The following is a 14,897-nucleotide window of genomic DNA, read 5'->3' on the forward strand; positions in this document are numbered from 1 at the left end:
CCGTCGGGCGTGGAGCCCCGCACGGCCGTTCACACCTTCGGGTGCCGGGCGCGGGTCCTCGGAGGGTGGGGGTCCCCAACGACCCGATGGCCTCCCCGGATGCGGGGGCGGCGTCGCGTCCGGGGAAACGGCGGTGCCGCGCCCCGCGTCCGTCGTCCTGGGCGGGGGGAATCCCCCGTCGGCCGGAGCCGCGCCGGGAGCGCTGGGCTCCCGGCGCGGCGTGCGGGTCAGGGCCTATCGGTCCTCCTGCGGCCGGCGGCGACGCCCAGGCCCGCCAGGCCCGCGGCGACGAGGAGGGTCAGGGCGATGGGACCGCCCGTGCGGGCGAGGGCGGGGAGGCCGGCCCCGGCCGTCCTCTCGCCCGCGGGAGCGGCGCCCGTCGACGCGGGGCGCCCGCCCTCGTCGGGACGCGGGGTCGGGACCGCATCGGCGGTGCCCGAGCCGGACCCGTCGGGGCCCGGGGCCGGGGCCTCGGCCGCCGGCAGACGGAGCCCGATCGCCATGACGTGCGCGGCGTGGGAGACCCCGAGGACGTCCTTCGGCTCGTCGTCGATGACGCCGTCGCCGCTCACGGCCAGGGTCGGCATCCCCAGGTGGTTCCCGACGAACGCGAGGCCCTTGCCGAAGCGGGCGCGCGCGCCCTTCTCGGCGGCCGAGTCGATGACGCGCACGGCGTCCCCGAGCGCCTCGATCGTCGTCGAGCACCCCCGGCCGTCCGCGGCTGCGGCCCCGTCGGCGGTGCGGGCGCCCTCGACGGCCGAGGCGTCGACGAGGTAGGCGCGCCCGTCGCCCTCGTGCGCCCCGGGCGAGCCGAAGGCGATGAGCGGGGAGGCGCCGGCTCGCGTGAGGACGTCGACGGTGTGCCCGGCCCACGCGCCCTCGCCGGGGGCGGTGAGGACGCAGACGCGAGGATCGGGGGTGCCCGCCGGGTTCAGGGCGATGGTTTCCGGCAGGTCTGCTCCGCCGTGGAGGACGGCGATGCCGCCGCGCGCGTGGTTGAGGACGTGCCCGCCGTCGAAGCCGATGACGACGTCGCCGAAGCCGTCCCCGTCGACGTCCCCTGCGGCGGCGACGGAGGCGCCGACGCCGAGCCGGTAGGAGGCGTCCGAGGGGACGGTCAGGCGGCTGCCCGTCCACGAGCCGTCGGCCCCCAGGTCGATGCGCGCGCCGTTGGCGACGCCGGTCAGGAGCCAGGCCGTCCCGGAGACGACGTTGGTCCGCTCGGCGTGCGTGTAGTCGGCCAGGACGAAGTCGGTCCTCCCGTCGCCGTCGACGTCGCCGACCGGGTCGAGGGAGGTGGCGAGGAATCCGGCGGGGGTGATGACGCGGGCGAGGACGTCCGACGAGTCGGCGACGGCCTCGCGGGACAGGTCGACCTCGTGCCCGTCGGCGTTGCCGGCGACGACGTAGGCGACGCCGAGGGCCTGGTCGTCGGCGATGGCCGCGTTGTTGAGCGCGGTGTTCTGGATGACGACGGCGACGTCGCTCAGCCCGTCGCCGTTGAGGTCGCCGGCGTCGGCCAGGTGGGCGGCGGGGTTGCCCTTGCGGGGCAGGCGGATCGTGTAGCCGCGGTCGGCGGTGAGGGCGTCGAGGTCGGTGGCCGCCAGGTCGGGGCCCCCGTAGACCACCCAGGCCAGGCCCATGGTGTGGGAGCCGAAGGCGATGTCGCCGATGCCGTCGCCGTTCGCGTCGCGCAGGCAGGCGACGGACAGGCCGATGGAGGCGTCGTAGTCGGTGGTCCCCGATTCGGCGGGGCCGTTGATGGAGACGACGCCGTCGACGGGCAGGGCCGCGCCGCGGGTGCCGCCGGGGATCACCTGGATCTGGCCGGTGACGTTGTGGACCCAGCCGCGGGTCTCGGTGGTCTCGGCGTAGAAGGGGTCGAAGCGCCACTGGGAGCGGGTGAGGTTGCCGGAGACGATGTCGGCGATCCCGTCGCCGGTGACGTCGCAGGAGCCGCGGGCCAGGGTCGATCCGAGGCCCTGGCCGAACTCGCCGAGCCAGGTGCGCAGGTCGTCGCGGTCGGTCGGCGTCAGGGCGGGCCTGACCGGCGGGAGGACCGGCTTGGGCGGGAGGTTCTTCGCATCGGGGCCGGCGGAGGGGCCGTCCCCGGCGGCCGGGTCGACGGTCCACACGCCCAGCCGCCCGGTGTCCCGGTTGCCGACGAGGAGGGGGATCAGGCGGTCGCCGGGCCGGTGGGGCAGGACCGCCAGGGCGGCGCCGTCGCCGGCGGCCCCGTTCGCCAGGGCCGCGATCATCCGCCCTTCGAGGCTCTGGAGCCCTTCGAGGGCGATGTGGTCGCGGGCGAGTTCGGCGGTCGGCACGATGAGGGCCCCGGAGTCGTCCTTGTTGTCGGGCAGGCCGATGGCGAGGGCGTCGCGGCCCGCGCCGGAGTCGTCGCGCAGGAGGGCGAGGCCCGCGCCCAGGCCGAGGCGCTCGTGGATCCGGTGGAGGGTGCCGGCGCGGGCTCCGGAGGCGTCGGAGACCGGGGTGAGCGCGGATCGGGCGGCGGTCAGGTCGACGGTGACGTCCCCTGAGCGGCGCCCGTTGACGACGGCGACGGCGCCCTCGCCGTGGCCGGCTGTGGGGGCTCCGATGGCGAAGTCGGCGAGGCCGTCGCCGGTGATGTCGCCGAGGGCGGCGACGGCGGCTCCGAAGGAGCCCCCGGCGGGGGCGGTCGCGGAGAACGCGCGGCCGGCGACCGATCCGGCGGAGGTCAGGTCGGTGATGACGAGGACGCGCCCGGCGTCCGGCAGGGCGGCGGCGAGGTCGGGGGCCCCGTCTCCGGTGATGTCGCCGATCGCGTGGAGGATCGGGGCTTTCGTCAGTCCATGGACGATATCGACTCCGCTGCCGGCCGCGGCCGGATCGGTCGGGGCGGGCGCCGCGGTGTCGATGACGCGGATGCGCGAGGCGGTGCTCACGGCGATGAGGTCGGAGGGTCGTCCGGGCGTCGACAGGGAGGCGATGGAGGCGACGGGCCCGTCGTCGAGTCGGACGGCGACGGGGGTCGACGCGGCGGTGACGGGCAGCGCGTAGCGGTAGAGGGTCGAGTCCGTTCCGGCGACGACGAGGGCGCGGGAGGTGCAGGCGACGGCCGCGCCGAATCCGGCGGCGCCGGAGGGGGCCGGCAGGGCGATGCGCCCGGGTTGGGCGTCGATGGCGCGGGTCAGCTCGTCGGAGCCGGAGCCGACGGGGATGTGGTCGATGATGTCGACGCGCCCGGACACGGGGTCTCCGGCGACGATGTCGGGGGCCGAGTCCCCGGTGACGTCGCAGCCGGTGGCGGGCAGGGAGGAGGCCATGCCCTTGCCCCCGGTGAGTTGGACGCGGTCGGTCAGGCGGATCCGCATCGTGTAGGGGGAGCGCTCGTTGGTGCCGGTCCAGCGGAATCCGGCGGAGTCGGCGTGGGAGGCGATGGCCTCGCCCGGCCCGTCAGGAGCTCTCGGCGCGTCGGGGGATGCGGGCGGGGCGGGGTCGGGGTCCCCGAGGAAATCCTCTCCGTCCTCGTCCCATTCGGGCGGGGTTCTCCGGGGCGGGGTCGGGGAGCCCCCGCCGCCGAGGAGGTCATCGAGGGCGTCGAGGTCGCCGTCCTCCTCGCGGGCGCCGGCGGCGCCGGGCTTCTCGTCCGAGGCCGTCGAGGCGGTGCCGGAGGAGGGCTTGTCGCCCCTCGTCGGCGCGTCGTCGTCGCCGAAGAGGTCGTCGAGATCGGCGAGGTCGTCGTCGGATAGTGGCTGGGGGGCGGCCGGGGCGGGGCGCGCGGCCATGCGCGGGGCGGCGGTCGAGGCGGTGGCCGGGAGGGCCAGGAGGCTGAGGGCCGTCGCCGCGACGAGGGCCCTGCGGAGTCTGCGCGTGGGCATGACGTCCTTTCATCGAGAAAGATAGGCGAGGCATACCTTACTCAGTCATGCGTTCGACGAGTCCCCTCTGTGACGAACCCTCCATTGGACGACACGTGCGCGCTTGGAAGCCTCCTCCCCTCGCACCATTGTCGGACCCGACCGGGACGACCCGCGCGCGGATGTCCTGCGATCAGCGGGCAGAGCCCCCGCGATCACGACGACGGCCGAGAGTCGGCACTGCGGCGGGCGCTCCCCTTCGCGGCGCCCCGAGCCCAGGAGCGCGCCGCTGCCTCACGGGGCCGCCGCCCTTTCCCCACCCCCCGCGAGAATCGACTCCCAGCCGTGGGCGCGGGCATGCTTCCCCGCGGCGACGATGAGCCCGTGGAGGCGGCCGTGCTCGGAGGCGGTCAGCCCGGCCTCGTCGACGGCCGGGGCGAGGAGGCGGCGGGTCGCCTCGTAGGTCGTCGCGACGGGGAATCCGGCGGCTTTGAGCAGCCGTCTGGCGTAGGCGTCGAAGATGAAGACGGGGCGCCCGTAGACGTACAGGAGGATGTCGTCGGCGGTCTCGGGGCCGACTCCCCGAACGCCCATCAGGTCGTCGCGCAGTTCGGCGGTGCTCATCAGTCGTGCGGCGTCGCCCTTCTCGATGGCCCAGGAGGCGAGGGCGCGCAGGTAGCCGGCCTTCTGGTTGTAGGAGCCGGACGGGCGGATGAGGTCCGCGAGGACGTCCTGCGGGCAGGCGAGCAGGGCCGCGGGATCGAGCAGGCCGGTGTCCCGGAGGGCCGACAGGGAGGTCTCGACATTGGTCCACGCCGTGTTCTGGGTGAGGACCGCGCCGACCATCATCTCGAAGTCGGTGTCGGCCGGCCACCACTCCTCGATCTCGAACGCGTCGACCAGAAGGTCGTAGAGCCCTCGGATGCCCCTGTCCTCGCCGTCTCCCGTCGCCATCCCTCGATCCTCCCCCTCGCCGAGCCGCGGGACAAGGACCGGCAGGAGGAGGCCGGAGCCGGTCCGCGCCATGCTCCGGGCCGAGCATCGCCGGCGACCAGCCGATCATTCCCCCGCCGGGGGCGCCCACGCCTGCCCCGCACCCGTCATCGCCTCCGATTCTCCGACGAGCCCACCGTCGCCGGGACCATTGACACTTATACCCCCCAGGGGTATCTTCATCAGTGGCGCCCGACCGGGCGCGGCCGCACCGACACCCCGAGGAGCCCCGTCGATGTCCCACGGTTACGCCGGCACCACCGACCAGTACCTCGCGCGACTGCGCCGCATCGAGGGCCAGGTCAGGGGCCTGCAGCGGATGGTCGCCGACGGCGACTACTGCATCGACATCCTCACCCAGGTCTCCGCCGCCCAATCCGCCCTCGACTCCGTCGCCATGTGCCTCCTCAAGGACCACATGAGCCACTGCATCGTCGCCGCCGCCCAGGAGTCCGACGAAGCCGCCCGCATAAAGATCGACGAGGCGACGAAAGCCATCGCCCGCCTCGTCAAATCCTGATCCCCACCCTCACCCCCGCCAGGAGAGCACCATGACCACGACCATCGACCGCACCATCGAACTGTCCGTCAACGGAATGACCTGCGACCACTGCGTGATGTCGGTGACCGAGGAGCTCCACGAGATCCCCGGCGTGAAGAACATCGACGTCATCCTCGCATCCGGCGGCACCTCGACCGTCACCGTCGTCACCGACGTCGACCTGGCCGACGACGCCCTGCGGGCCGCCGTCGACGAGGCCGGCTTCGACCTCGTCGGCATCGCCCGCGACCTGTGACCCCGCCCGCGTCGGGGCCCTCCGACCAACCGGCGGGGCCCCGGCGCGGCCGCACCCGACGAATCGACCCCGATGACACTCCCCGCCGCCGCACCACCCGCCCTCCGCACCCCCGCTCCCGACGCCGCCCCCATCGGCGACGCCACCCGCAGACGCGCCGACGACCTCAAACGCCGCCTCCTCGTCTGCCTGCCCCTCGCGACCGCCGTCATGGCCGTGTCCATGGCCCCTCCCCTCCAATTCACCGGCTGGCAATGGGCCGCGGCCGCAGCCTCCGCCCCCGTCGTCGTCTGGGGGGCCTGGCCCTTCCACCGGGCCGCGATCGCCGCCGGGCGCCACGGCTCGACGACGATGGACACCCTCGTCTCCCTCGGCGTCACCGCCTCGACCCTGTGGAGCTGGTGGGCCCTCCTCGCCGGTGGGGCCGGGCGCCTCGGCATGACGATGAGCATGACCCTCCTGCCCCGAGCCCCCCACGCCGGCCACCACGCGGAGATCTACTTCGAGGGCGCCTGCATGATCGTCGTCTTCCTCCTCGCCGGCCGATGGATGGAGGCCCGGGCCCGCTACCGGGCCGGCGACGCGCTGCGCAGCCTCCTCGAACTCGAGCCCGCGGAGGCGACCCTCCTCGTCGACGCCGACGGTGGCGCGCGCGCCGAACGGCGGATCCCCGCCTGGGACCTGCGCGTCGACGACCTCTTCCTCGTCCGCCCCGGCGAGCAGGTCGCCGCCGACGGGACGGTCCTCGAAGGGGAGTCGGCGCTCGACTCCTCGCTCCTCACCGGCGAATCCGTCCCCGTCGACGTCGGCCCCGGCGACGACGTCACCGGGGCGACCCTCAACACGTGGGGGGTGCTCGTCGTCCGGGCCCGGCGCGTCGGCTCCCAGACGACGCTCGCCCGCATCGGGCGGATGGTCGCCGAGGCGCAGGCCGGCAAAGCCCCCGTCCAGCGCCTCGCCGACCGGGTCTCCGCCGTCTTCGTCCCCGTCATCATCGCCGTCTCCGCGGCCACCCTCATCGGCTGGCTCCTCGCCGGCGCCCCCGCCCAGCAGGCCATCGCCTCCGCCGTCGCCGTCCTCGTCGTCGCCTGCCCCTGCGCCCTCGGACTCGCCACCCCCACCGCGCTCCTCGTCGGCACCGGACGGGCCGCCCGCCTCGGGATCATCATCAAATCCGCGCGGGTCCTCGAGCAGACGAGGGCCGTCGACACGATCGTCCTCGACAAGACCGGGACCGTGACAACCGGTCGCATGACCCTCGAATCCGTCTCCCCGGCCCACCCCGCGCCCGGAACCGGACCCCTCGACGAGGACGCGGCCCTGCGCCTCGCCGCCGCCGCCGAGTCCCCCTCCGAGCATCCGGTCGCCGCCGCCATCCGCTCGGCGGCGCGCGCCCGCGGGACCTCCGTGCCCCCCGCCGCGGCCTTCGCCAACCACGCCGGGCTGGGAGTGTCCGCCCTCGTCCCCTCGAACGCCGCAGGAGACCCCGATGCTCCCGGCCGTCCCGTCGATCTCGTCCTCGTCGGGCGGGCCTCGTGGATCACCGGCCTGGGCATCGGGCTCGACGAGGAGTGCGCCCGCGCCGTCCACGACGCCGAGGCCACCGGGGCGACGGCGGTCGTCGCCGCCCTCGTCCCCGACTGGTCCGACCCGGAGCCCGCACCGCCCGACGACGCCGCTACCGGCGCCCCAACGCCCTCCCTCCCCGCGCCCGGCCCCGACGCCCTCGCCGTCGTCACCCTCGACGTCCAGGGGATGACCTGCGCATCGTGCGTGGGCCGCGTCGAACGCAAACTCGGCAAACTGCCCGGGGTGTCCGCCTCCGTCAACCTCGCCACCGAGAAGGCCACCGTCACCCTCGTCGAGCCGCACGACGACGCCGAGCTCGTCCGCGTCGTCACCGACGCCGGCTACTGTGCCTCCGTCGTCTCCCGCCAGGAGCCCTCCCCCGACGCGCCCCCGGCCCCGCAGACCCCGACCGCCTGGGCACCGGACCCCTCCGTCCTCTCCGACGCGACGACGGGGAGGGCTCTCCCCGAGACGCTGCCCGGGAGGGCGATCGGCGTCCTCGTCGTGCGCGACGCCGTCAAGGACACCTCCGCCGACGCCGTCGCCGCCCTCGTCGGCCTCGGGATCGAGCCGATCCTCGTCACCGGCGACAACGAATCCGCCGCCCGCCACGTCGCCCGCCGCGTCGGCATCGACCGGGTGTTCGCCGGGGTCATGCCCGACGGCAAGCGGGAGGTCGTCGCCACCCTCCAGGACGAGGGGCGCGTCGTCGCCGTCGTCGGCGACGGGGTCAACGACGCCGCCGCGCTCGCCCAGGCGGGGGCCGCCGGGCTGGGGATGGCGATGGGCTCGGGGACGGATCTGGCGATCGAGGTCGCCGACATCACCCTGACGACCTCGGACCTGTGCGGCGCCGCGACCGCGATCCGCATCTCCCGCCGCACCCTGCGCACGATCAAGCAGAACCTGTTCTGGGCGTTCTTCTACAACGTCCTCATGGTGCCGCTGGCCATCGCCGGGCTTCTCAACCCGATGCTCGCCGCCGCCGCGATGGCGTGCTCGTCGGTGGCGGTCGTCCTCAACTCCCTGCGCCTGCGCACCGCCGGGTAGACGTAGAGGGCCGCCGGCTCTCGCGGGGAAGCCGTTATGAGGACGCGGGGGCCGCGGCCCCTTCGGCCGCGCGGCGCTCGCTCGCGGGCCTCGGATAGGGGGCGCCGATCCCCCCGACGCGACCGCCCGCGGGACGAGCCGAGACCGGCAGGCGGGCGTGGGCGAGGACCTTGCGGGCCGAGGCGACAGCGGCGTCAGTCAGTCGGGCGGGACGATTGCGGGCGCCGATCAGCGGGTCGGCGCCCGAGTGGACGAAGTTGCAGGGGATCTCGATCATCGACAGCCCGGCGACGAGGATGTCGACCGTCATCGCGACTTCCAGCCCGTACCCCGACATGAAGGGCATCGCCGCCGTTATCGCCTCGCGGGTCGCGCAGCGCTGCGACGACAGGGGGTAGCGGGGCTCCCAGCCGGTGGCGCGTCGGATCGCCGCCCGGGCGAGCCGCTGGGCGCGGCCCCGGAACACCGAGGGGTCGACCGGGGGGACGGAGCACGCGCAATCGGCCATCCCCGAGGTCACGGCCTCGACGAGGGCGGTCGCCTCGACGGCGGACTCGCCCAGATCCGGGGAGAGGATGAGGAGGTGGCGGGCCGGCCAGTCCGCGTGGTCGCGCATGGCGGCGACCTTGACGCCGGTCTCGATCGCCGAGGCGCGTCCTCGGGCGACCGAGTGGCGGACGACCACTGCTCCGGCGGCCCGGGCCGAGCGGCCGGTGTCGTCGTCCGACCCGTCGTCGACGACGATGAGGAGATCGACGCCGGGGATGGCCCGACAGGCCCGGACAGTGGCCGCGACATCGCGGCCGACGTTGTGGGCGGGCAGGATCGCCGCCACCCGCTGCGGGGCGGTGCGTCCGCCGCTGACCGTGACCGAGGAGCTCACGGGTCCATGATATTCGCCACGGCCCGCTCTCGCTCCTCCGTCCGCGCTTCTTGCGGCGCGGGCGCTCCGACGCCGGACGCCCCGGCATTCGCCGGGGCGTCCGTCACGCGTTCGCCGTCGGGGCGGTTCGGAATCGTCTCGGGCTAGCGGATCGTCACCTGCCGGGAGACGAGGCCCTGGCGCAGACGCCGCTCGTCGGCCGTCAGCGGCTTGGAGGAAGCGAGGGCCTCATCGAGAGCGGCGGCCAGGGCCTGCGCGTCATCGGCGACATCGACGGCGGTGACGCCCTCGGCGAGCTCGAAGACGGGGATCGCGATGCCGCAGGCGCGGAACGCGCCGACGAAGCGCGACCCCTCGCCCATGTGGGCCCGGCCGGTCGCGGCCAGGCGGGCCAGGGCGTCGAACAGGGGGCTCTCCTCGATGTCCGTCGCGTACCGCACGAAGTTCCGGTTCATCTCGCACCAGAACATGCCGGTGGTGCCGGGAACGGCCTCGGTGGGGATGACTTCCTCGCGGTTCTGCTCCAGAGCCCTGCGGGTCTGGTCGTCGACCTCCTCGGCCGGGTCGAACCAGTAGGAGAAGTCGTCGACGATCTTCATCGCGGTGAACCCCTCGGGGTCGAGAACGTCCTGGAGGCGCTCGGAGGGGTCGCGCACGTCGATGTCGATGAGCCCCTGGTCGCCGCCCGCGCGCGCGTCGATCGCGGCGAGGAGCGCGGCGGCGACGTCGTGGGAGAGGTCGGCGGAGTTGAAGCGGGTCTGGAGGGCGACGAGGATGCGGCCGTCGGAGCGCACCATCGCGGGGCGGCCATCGGGCAGGAGGGTGACGAGGTCGAACTCGACGCCTCCGTGGGCGTCGTCGGTCCGGGCGGTCATCGTCGCGCAGGGGATGATCTCGCGCATCGCGACGAGGTCGACCTCCTTGGACAGCCCCTCGAACGGGCGGGCGACGAAGGGGATCGGCGCCCGGTAGGCGGCGAGCGTGTCCGGATTGGCGACCTTCTTGCGGCGGCTTGCTTTACCCATGAGGGTCATCGTAGCGGCTCGCGCCCGGCCCCCACTCCCCCCATTTCCCCCGAAAACGAACATTTCCTGCGAAAACGAAGGCCTTTTCTTCGTAATCGACGTAAATGACCGCGCGACGGACGCGGGCGCCGGGACCCCGAAAGGCCCGCGGCGCCCTCGTCGACCACCCCGTCGAACGGGAGACGCCCTCAGCTGTGATCGGCCATCGACTGAACCGCCGGCAACGCGGCCCGATAGCGCGCGAGGAACGCGTCGTACCCGGCGCGCCCAGCCGGATCGGGCTCCAGGACGCTCGCCTGCGCATCGGCGAAGACCCTCTCGTCGAGGTAGGCCGGCAGCGACTCGTCCTCCGCCCGGGCCACGAGATAGCGGGCGAGGACCGCGATCCCCCACGCTCCCCCCTCGCCAGCCGTCGCCCCCACCGACACGGGGATGCCGAGGGCGTCGGCGAGAACCTGCTGGGCCACGCCCGGCGTCTTGAACAGCCCGCCGTGCCCGAAGAGCTTGTCGAGGGCGACGTCCTCGTCGGCGAGGATGTCCATGCCGATGCGCACCGCCGCGAAGATGCTCATCAACTGGGTGCGGATGGCGTTGGCCAGGGTGAAGTCCGAGTCGGGGGCGTGGGCGAACATCGGCCGGCCGGCCTCCAGGCCCATCAGCGGTTCGCCGGACAGCGTGTTGTAGGCGAGCAGGCCCCCGCCGTCGGGGGCCCCCGTCATCGCGTGCTCGTAGAGCAGGTCGTAGACCTTCGGCGTCGACAGGTCGATGCCGGCGATCTGGGCGAACCGGACGAACATCGCCACCCAGCCGTCGATCTCGGACGCCCCGTTGTTCGAATGGACCATGGCGACCGGCGACCCGTCGGGGGTGGTGACCATGTCGATCTCAGTGTGGAGCTCTGCGAGGGCCTTCTCCAGGACGACCATGAGGAATACGGAGGTGCCGCAGGAGATGTTGCCGGTGCGCTGACCGACGGAGTTCGTCGCGACCATGCCGGTGCCGGCGTCGCCCTCGGGCGGGCACATCGGGATGCCAGGGGTGAGGGCTCCCGTGGGGTCGAGGAGGGCGGCTCCTTCGGCGGTGAGGGTTCCCGCGTCTTGTCCGGCGACGAGGACGGTCGGCAGGAGGTCGCGCAGTCTCCAGCCGAATCCCCGGTCGGCGACGAGGGCGTCGTAGGCGTCGATGCGGGCCTGGTCGTAGTCCATGGTCCGCGAGTCGATGGGGAACATGCCCGAGGCGTCGCCGATCCCCAGGACGTGGCGGCCGGTGAGCTGCTCGTGGACCCATCCGGCGAGGGTCGTCATCGAGGCGATCGAGGCGATGCGCGGCTCGTCGTCGAGGATGGCCTGGTGGAGGTGGGCGATGGACCAGCGCAGGGGGATGTTGAAGTCGAAGGCGCGGATCAGTTCGTCGGCGGCTGCGGCGGTGTTGGTGTTGCGCCAGGTCCGGAACTGGGCGATCTGGTCGCCGTCGGCGTCGAATGCGAGGAATCCGTGCATCATCGCGGAGATGCCGAGGGAGCCGTAGGTCGTGGGGACGACGCCGTACGAGGCCTTGACGTCGTCGACGAGGCGGGCGTAGGCGTCTTGGAGTCCTGCGCGCACGTCGTCGAGGGTGTACGTCCACAGGCCGTCGACGTGGCGGTTCTCCCAGGAATGCCCGCCCGAGGCGAGGGGCTGGTGGTCGGGGCCGATGAGGACGGCCTTTATGCGGGTGGAACCGAATTCGATGCCGAGGGAGGTCTCGCCGTTCTCGATGGCGGCGCGGATGTCGGTCGTGGTCATATGTCCTCCTGGTGTCCTCGTTGACGTGAGTCGATCTTCGGCGAGGCGGAGCCGAGTCGCAAGCTCCGATCACCATAGGGATAACGTTAACACTGCTGTGAGCAGAGACACAGGAGCTCCCGCTCGCCGCAAGCACCCACCATGCTGCGATCCGCGCATCCGCGGAGACGGTCGAGCCGAAGCCCGAGCCGCCCACAGACCCCAGAAGGGGCCGGCCTTACGGCCGACCCCTTCTGAGATCCCATCAACACAGTGCAAGTCTTCTCGATGCAACCCTTTCGCGAACCGTGCGGCTCTTGTTCATCTGTCTGCTCATCGGGGCTCTCGCTCCCCGATGAGCACGACATTACGAAGCACTCCTTGTAGATCCATCGACTCAACCTGAAATTTCCCTGGGAATCCAATCCGGGAATCGACCTACGGGTCGACACCGGCTCGTGCCCGCGCCTCGATCGGAATCACGATCCCCGCTGCCCCCGCGCGCCCCGAAACGACGACGAGCGTATCGACGCCCTCGGTCCAACACTCCGACATGACCTCTCCATTGGCCTCGACGACGGAGCGGGCCGCGGCGCACGGCCTATCCCCGACATCCTCCCATTGGGCGACGGCCGACACATCAGCGCCGGCCAGAGCCGCGAGATCGACGACCGCTTGGAGCCGGGCCTGTTCGGTGCCGATGCCGCCGACGACCAGGAGGACCGCGATGAGGGGGCTCGCCACGAGGACGGCCCCGAGAACGAGGATCGTCCCGGATCCCTCCTCGCCCTCCGCACGAGTCCATTCCTCAGCCCGGACTCGCGCTCTCACGGGATCGCCTGCTCGAGCGTCGTCGTCACCTCGCACCGGGCCGGAGGCAGACCCGGGATCCCCGCGACCGGTACCGTTCCGGTGACGGTGATCCACCGATCGGACCGGGCGACTGAGATCGCCGGCGCCGGGCCTCCCCGTGAATAGGCGCGGGCGGCCGCCTCCTGAGCCGACTCCTGCCCGATCGAGGCGGCCCGGGCCCCCTCTCGAACCGACTGGCAGAGGGCAGACCGGGTCAGACCGACGGCGGAGACGGCGACGATCAGGGAGATCACGACCATGACCGCGAAGAACCCGATCGCCAACTCCACCGTCGTACTGCCGTCCTGGGACGCCTCCCGTCTGGTGGAGAAGCGGTGTTCGACGAGGGGCTTGCGGCATCTCAGATGGAAGCCCGCGGTGTCGACGAGCAATCGTCGCCGAAATCCACCGCCCCTGTCCCTGTCCCTGTCCCTGTCCCTGTCCCTGTCCCTGTCCCTGTCCCTGTCCCTGTCCGATGCTCGAGCCTCGCACGAGACCGATTCACCCCATCGCCCGCGCGCCGCTCCCCCAACGCCGGACCCAGGAACGCCGAGGAGCCCACCACGCCCCCTTTCCAGGTCGCTTCTTTCCCCGCCGCACCGAGTACCGGACGGGCGGCCGACGAATCCCCCAGTCCCGCGATGACGCCACCGACGGCAGGACGCGCACTGAGAGGAATCCCCCCGTCGGCGCCGTATTCCAGGGACCGACCGGGGGCGGCGCCTGTCGGAGTAGCGGTTCCCCCTGCACGCACGGCTCCTCATAGCGTCAGGGCGGACTCGATGATCCCCTGGATCAATCCTTTGACGGCCCCCGATTTGAGGACGACGACGAGCAATCCCGCCAAACCGGCAGTCGCGACGGCTCCGATCGCGTACTCGACGGTCGTCGACCCCTCTTCGTCGGCGACATTCCGATCGGCGCCTCTGCGAACGGCGGCGCGAGGCTCGAGGCCTGCGGCGGTGGTGATCCCGAGCCGGATGACGGCGCGGTCGACATGATCGATGAGGTTCATGGTGTTCTCCTGTTCCCCCCGGAATCCCCGGGGACTCCAGAGTCGCGCCCGCATCCGGGCCACCGCCATGACCGCTGGCGGAACTGTGGATCACGGGAGCCGCGCGCCGCCTGTGGACAATCCGACCGGGCAGGCGCTGATCCAGCCGAATCGTTCCACCAGCGAATGCTCGCAAACGAGAACGCCCTCCTATGCGAAAATCCCGAGGCCCTCGCCCAGCAACGACGCGACGATCGGCGCGAGCCCGAGCGCGAGGAAAGCGGGCAGCAGGAGGATCCCCAGGGGCACGACCATGCGAACCCCCAGCTCCTCGGCACTGGCCCGGGCGTCCGCCGCACGGCGCCCACGGATCTGAGAGGCCGCCCGGCGTAGCAGGGGAACGGGCGAGGCCCCGTCCTCCCACGCCGGCTGGAGGGCGTCGGCAAGAGCCCCGACAACCTCGGGAGCCTCATCCCAAGCCCTCGCCCAGCCCACTCCATAACGCAGCTCCACCCCGATCCGAGAGACCTCCGGATCCCCGATCGCAGTCCCCAGGGCCTCGACGGTCCGAGGGATCGACGCCCCCGATTCGATGCCCGCGACCCCCAGGTCGCAGATGATCGCCGAATCCACGTGCTCGCTCGACGCGCGAATACGGGCGAGCATCCGCCTGGACACGGCATGACCGCCGAGGAGGCTCGCCACACCGACGAGGCCGCACGCGCCGCCCGCCCCTCCTCCGGTGAAGAAACCCCAGGGGTCGGCACCCATAGCCCACGCCGCGCTCAACGCGATCAGGGGCAGGGACGTGAGGATGCGCGCGGAAGCCACGGGGCCCGCGCTGGCGACCCTCCGGGCGTCCTCGGCGGCCTCGGATTCATCGACCCCATCCGCGACGGTGTTCAGGATCTCCGCCAGGGGCGCGCCAAGAGCGCGGGTGAAGACGCAGGCCGCTGCAACGGCCCGGGCGGCGCGCCTGCGGGCGGCCCCGGCAGGCCCTCGCGAGCGCAGCGCCTCGACGACGCCGGCCAGCGAACGGGCACTCAACGCACAGGGACTCCTCGACAAATCGCGTATCACCACGGGCACCCCGTCCTCGTCGAGCCCGGTGAACGACGGCTCGAGCCCGGCC

Annotated in this window: 12 protein-coding genes; 3 read left to right on the forward strand and 9 right to left on the reverse strand. The window is 72.9% G+C overall.

What is annotated here, in order from left to right; genetic code table 11:
• Window positions 1–227 precede the first annotated feature (227 nt).
• Both M3T53_RS01255 and M3T53_RS01260 read right to left on the reverse strand, forming a co-directional pair.
• Window positions 228–3,860, reverse strand: a complete 3,633-nt coding sequence (locus M3T53_RS01255) for an integrin alpha (RefSeq protein WP_272432621.1) — start codon at window positions 3,858–3,860, stop codon at window positions 228–230.
• A gap of 273 nt (window positions 3,861–4,133) precedes the next feature.
• Window positions 4,134–4,793: an endonuclease III domain-containing protein gene (locus tag M3T53_RS01260; protein WP_272432622.1), complete on the reverse strand. Its 660-nt coding sequence runs from the start codon at window positions 4,791–4,793 to the stop codon at window positions 4,134–4,136.
• Between the two features lie 274 nt (window positions 4,794–5,067).
• On the opposite strand from M3T53_RS01260, the gene M3T53_RS01265 reads away from it, so the two are divergent.
• The 3 genes from M3T53_RS01265 (at window position 5,068) to M3T53_RS01275 (ending at window position 8,248) form a co-directional block, all read left to right on the forward strand.
• The gene (locus M3T53_RS01265) at window positions 5,068–5,352 is read left to right on the forward strand and encodes a metal-sensitive transcriptional regulator (protein WP_272432623.1); all 285 of its coding nucleotides are present in this window, start codon (window positions 5,068–5,070) and stop codon (window positions 5,350–5,352) included.
• A 31-nt stretch (window positions 5,353–5,383) separates the two neighbouring features.
• Window positions 5,384–5,629, forward strand: coding sequence for a heavy-metal-associated domain-containing protein (locus M3T53_RS01270; RefSeq protein ID WP_272432624.1), 246 nt, complete (start codon window positions 5,384–5,386; stop codon window positions 5,627–5,629).
• 72 nt (window positions 5,630–5,701) lie between these two features.
• The gene (locus tag M3T53_RS01275; protein ID WP_272432625.1) at window positions 5,702–8,248 is read left to right on the forward strand and encodes an HAD-IC family P-type ATPase; all 2,547 of its coding nucleotides are present in this window, start codon (window positions 5,702–5,704) and stop codon (window positions 8,246–8,248) included.
• Between the two features lie 34 nt (window positions 8,249–8,282).
• On the opposite strand, the gene M3T53_RS01280 is transcribed toward M3T53_RS01275, so the two are convergent.
• The 7 genes from M3T53_RS01280 to M3T53_RS01310 form a co-directional block, all read right to left on the reverse strand.
• Window positions 8,283–9,131: a glycosyltransferase family 2 protein gene (locus M3T53_RS01280; protein ID WP_272432626.1), complete on the reverse strand. Its 849-nt coding sequence runs from the start codon at window positions 9,129–9,131 to the stop codon at window positions 8,283–8,285.
• 143 nt (window positions 9,132–9,274) lie between these two features.
• Window positions 9,275–10,156 (reverse strand): DUF5926 family protein, encoded by an 882-nt coding sequence (locus tag M3T53_RS01285; RefSeq protein ID WP_272432628.1) that lies wholly within the window; start codon window positions 10,154–10,156, stop codon window positions 9,275–9,277.
• 188 nt (window positions 10,157–10,344) lie between these two features.
• The gene (locus tag M3T53_RS01290; protein WP_272432629.1) at window positions 10,345–11,940 is read right to left on the reverse strand and encodes a xylulokinase; all 1,596 of its coding nucleotides are present in this window, start codon (window positions 11,938–11,940) and stop codon (window positions 10,345–10,347) included.
• A 417-nt stretch (window positions 11,941–12,357) separates the two neighbouring features.
• Window positions 12,358–12,750, reverse strand: coding sequence for an Rv3654c family TadE-like protein (locus M3T53_RS01295; protein WP_272432630.1), 393 nt, complete (start codon window positions 12,748–12,750; stop codon window positions 12,358–12,360).
• Entirely contained in the window at window positions 12,747–13,163 is a 417-nt protein-coding gene (locus M3T53_RS01300) for a TadE/TadG family type IV pilus assembly protein (RefSeq protein ID WP_272432631.1), read from the reverse strand. Before M3T53_RS01300 ends, M3T53_RS01295 begins: the two co-directional genes overlap by 4 nt.
• Before the next feature lie 368 nt (window positions 13,164–13,531).
• Complete coding sequence (locus M3T53_RS01305) at window positions 13,532–13,786, reverse strand: DUF4244 domain-containing protein (protein ID WP_272432632.1); 255 nt, start codon at window positions 13,784–13,786, stop codon at window positions 13,532–13,534.
• Window positions 13,787–13,975: 189 nt separating this feature from the next.
• The gene (locus tag M3T53_RS01310) at window positions 13,976–14,812 is read right to left on the reverse strand and encodes a type II secretion system F family protein (protein WP_272432633.1); all 837 of its coding nucleotides are present in this window, start codon (window positions 14,810–14,812) and stop codon (window positions 13,976–13,978) included.
• Between the last annotated feature and the right edge of the window lie 85 nt (window positions 14,813–14,897).

Source organism: Actinomyces sp. B33 (assembly GCF_028437565.1).
Lineage (GTDB): Bacteria > Actinomycetota > Actinomycetes > Actinomycetales > Actinomycetaceae > Pauljensenia.

Bases quoted from the DNA above. Each gene is read 5' to 3' on its own strand.
- M3T53_RS01285 (WP_272432628.1), bottom strand. From the start codon at position 10,156: ATGGGTAAAGCAAGCCGCCGCAAGAAGGTCGCCAATCCGGACACGCTC.
- M3T53_RS01260 (WP_272432622.1), bottom strand. From the start codon at position 4,793: ATGGCGACGGGAGACGGCGAGGACAGGGGCATCCGAGGGCTCTACGAC.
- M3T53_RS01265 (WP_272432623.1), top strand. From the start codon at position 5,068: ATGTCCCACGGTTACGCCGGCACCACCGACCAGTACCTCGCGCGACTG.
- M3T53_RS01255 (WP_272432621.1), bottom strand. From the start codon at position 3,860: ATGCCCACGCGCAGACTCCGCAGGGCCCTCGTCGCGGCGACGGCCCTC.
- M3T53_RS01305 (WP_272432632.1), bottom strand. From the start codon at position 13,786: ATGAACCTCATCGATCATGTCGACCGCGCCGTCATCCGGCTCGGGATC.
- M3T53_RS01290 (WP_272432629.1), bottom strand. From the start codon at position 11,940: ATGACCACGACCGACATCCGCGCCGCCATCGAGAACGGCGAGACCTCC.
- M3T53_RS01275 (WP_272432625.1), top strand. From the start codon at position 5,702: ATGACACTCCCCGCCGCCGCACCACCCGCCCTCCGCACCCCCGCTCCC.
- M3T53_RS01270 (WP_272432624.1), top strand. From the start codon at position 5,384: ATGACCACGACCATCGACCGCACCATCGAACTGTCCGTCAACGGAATG.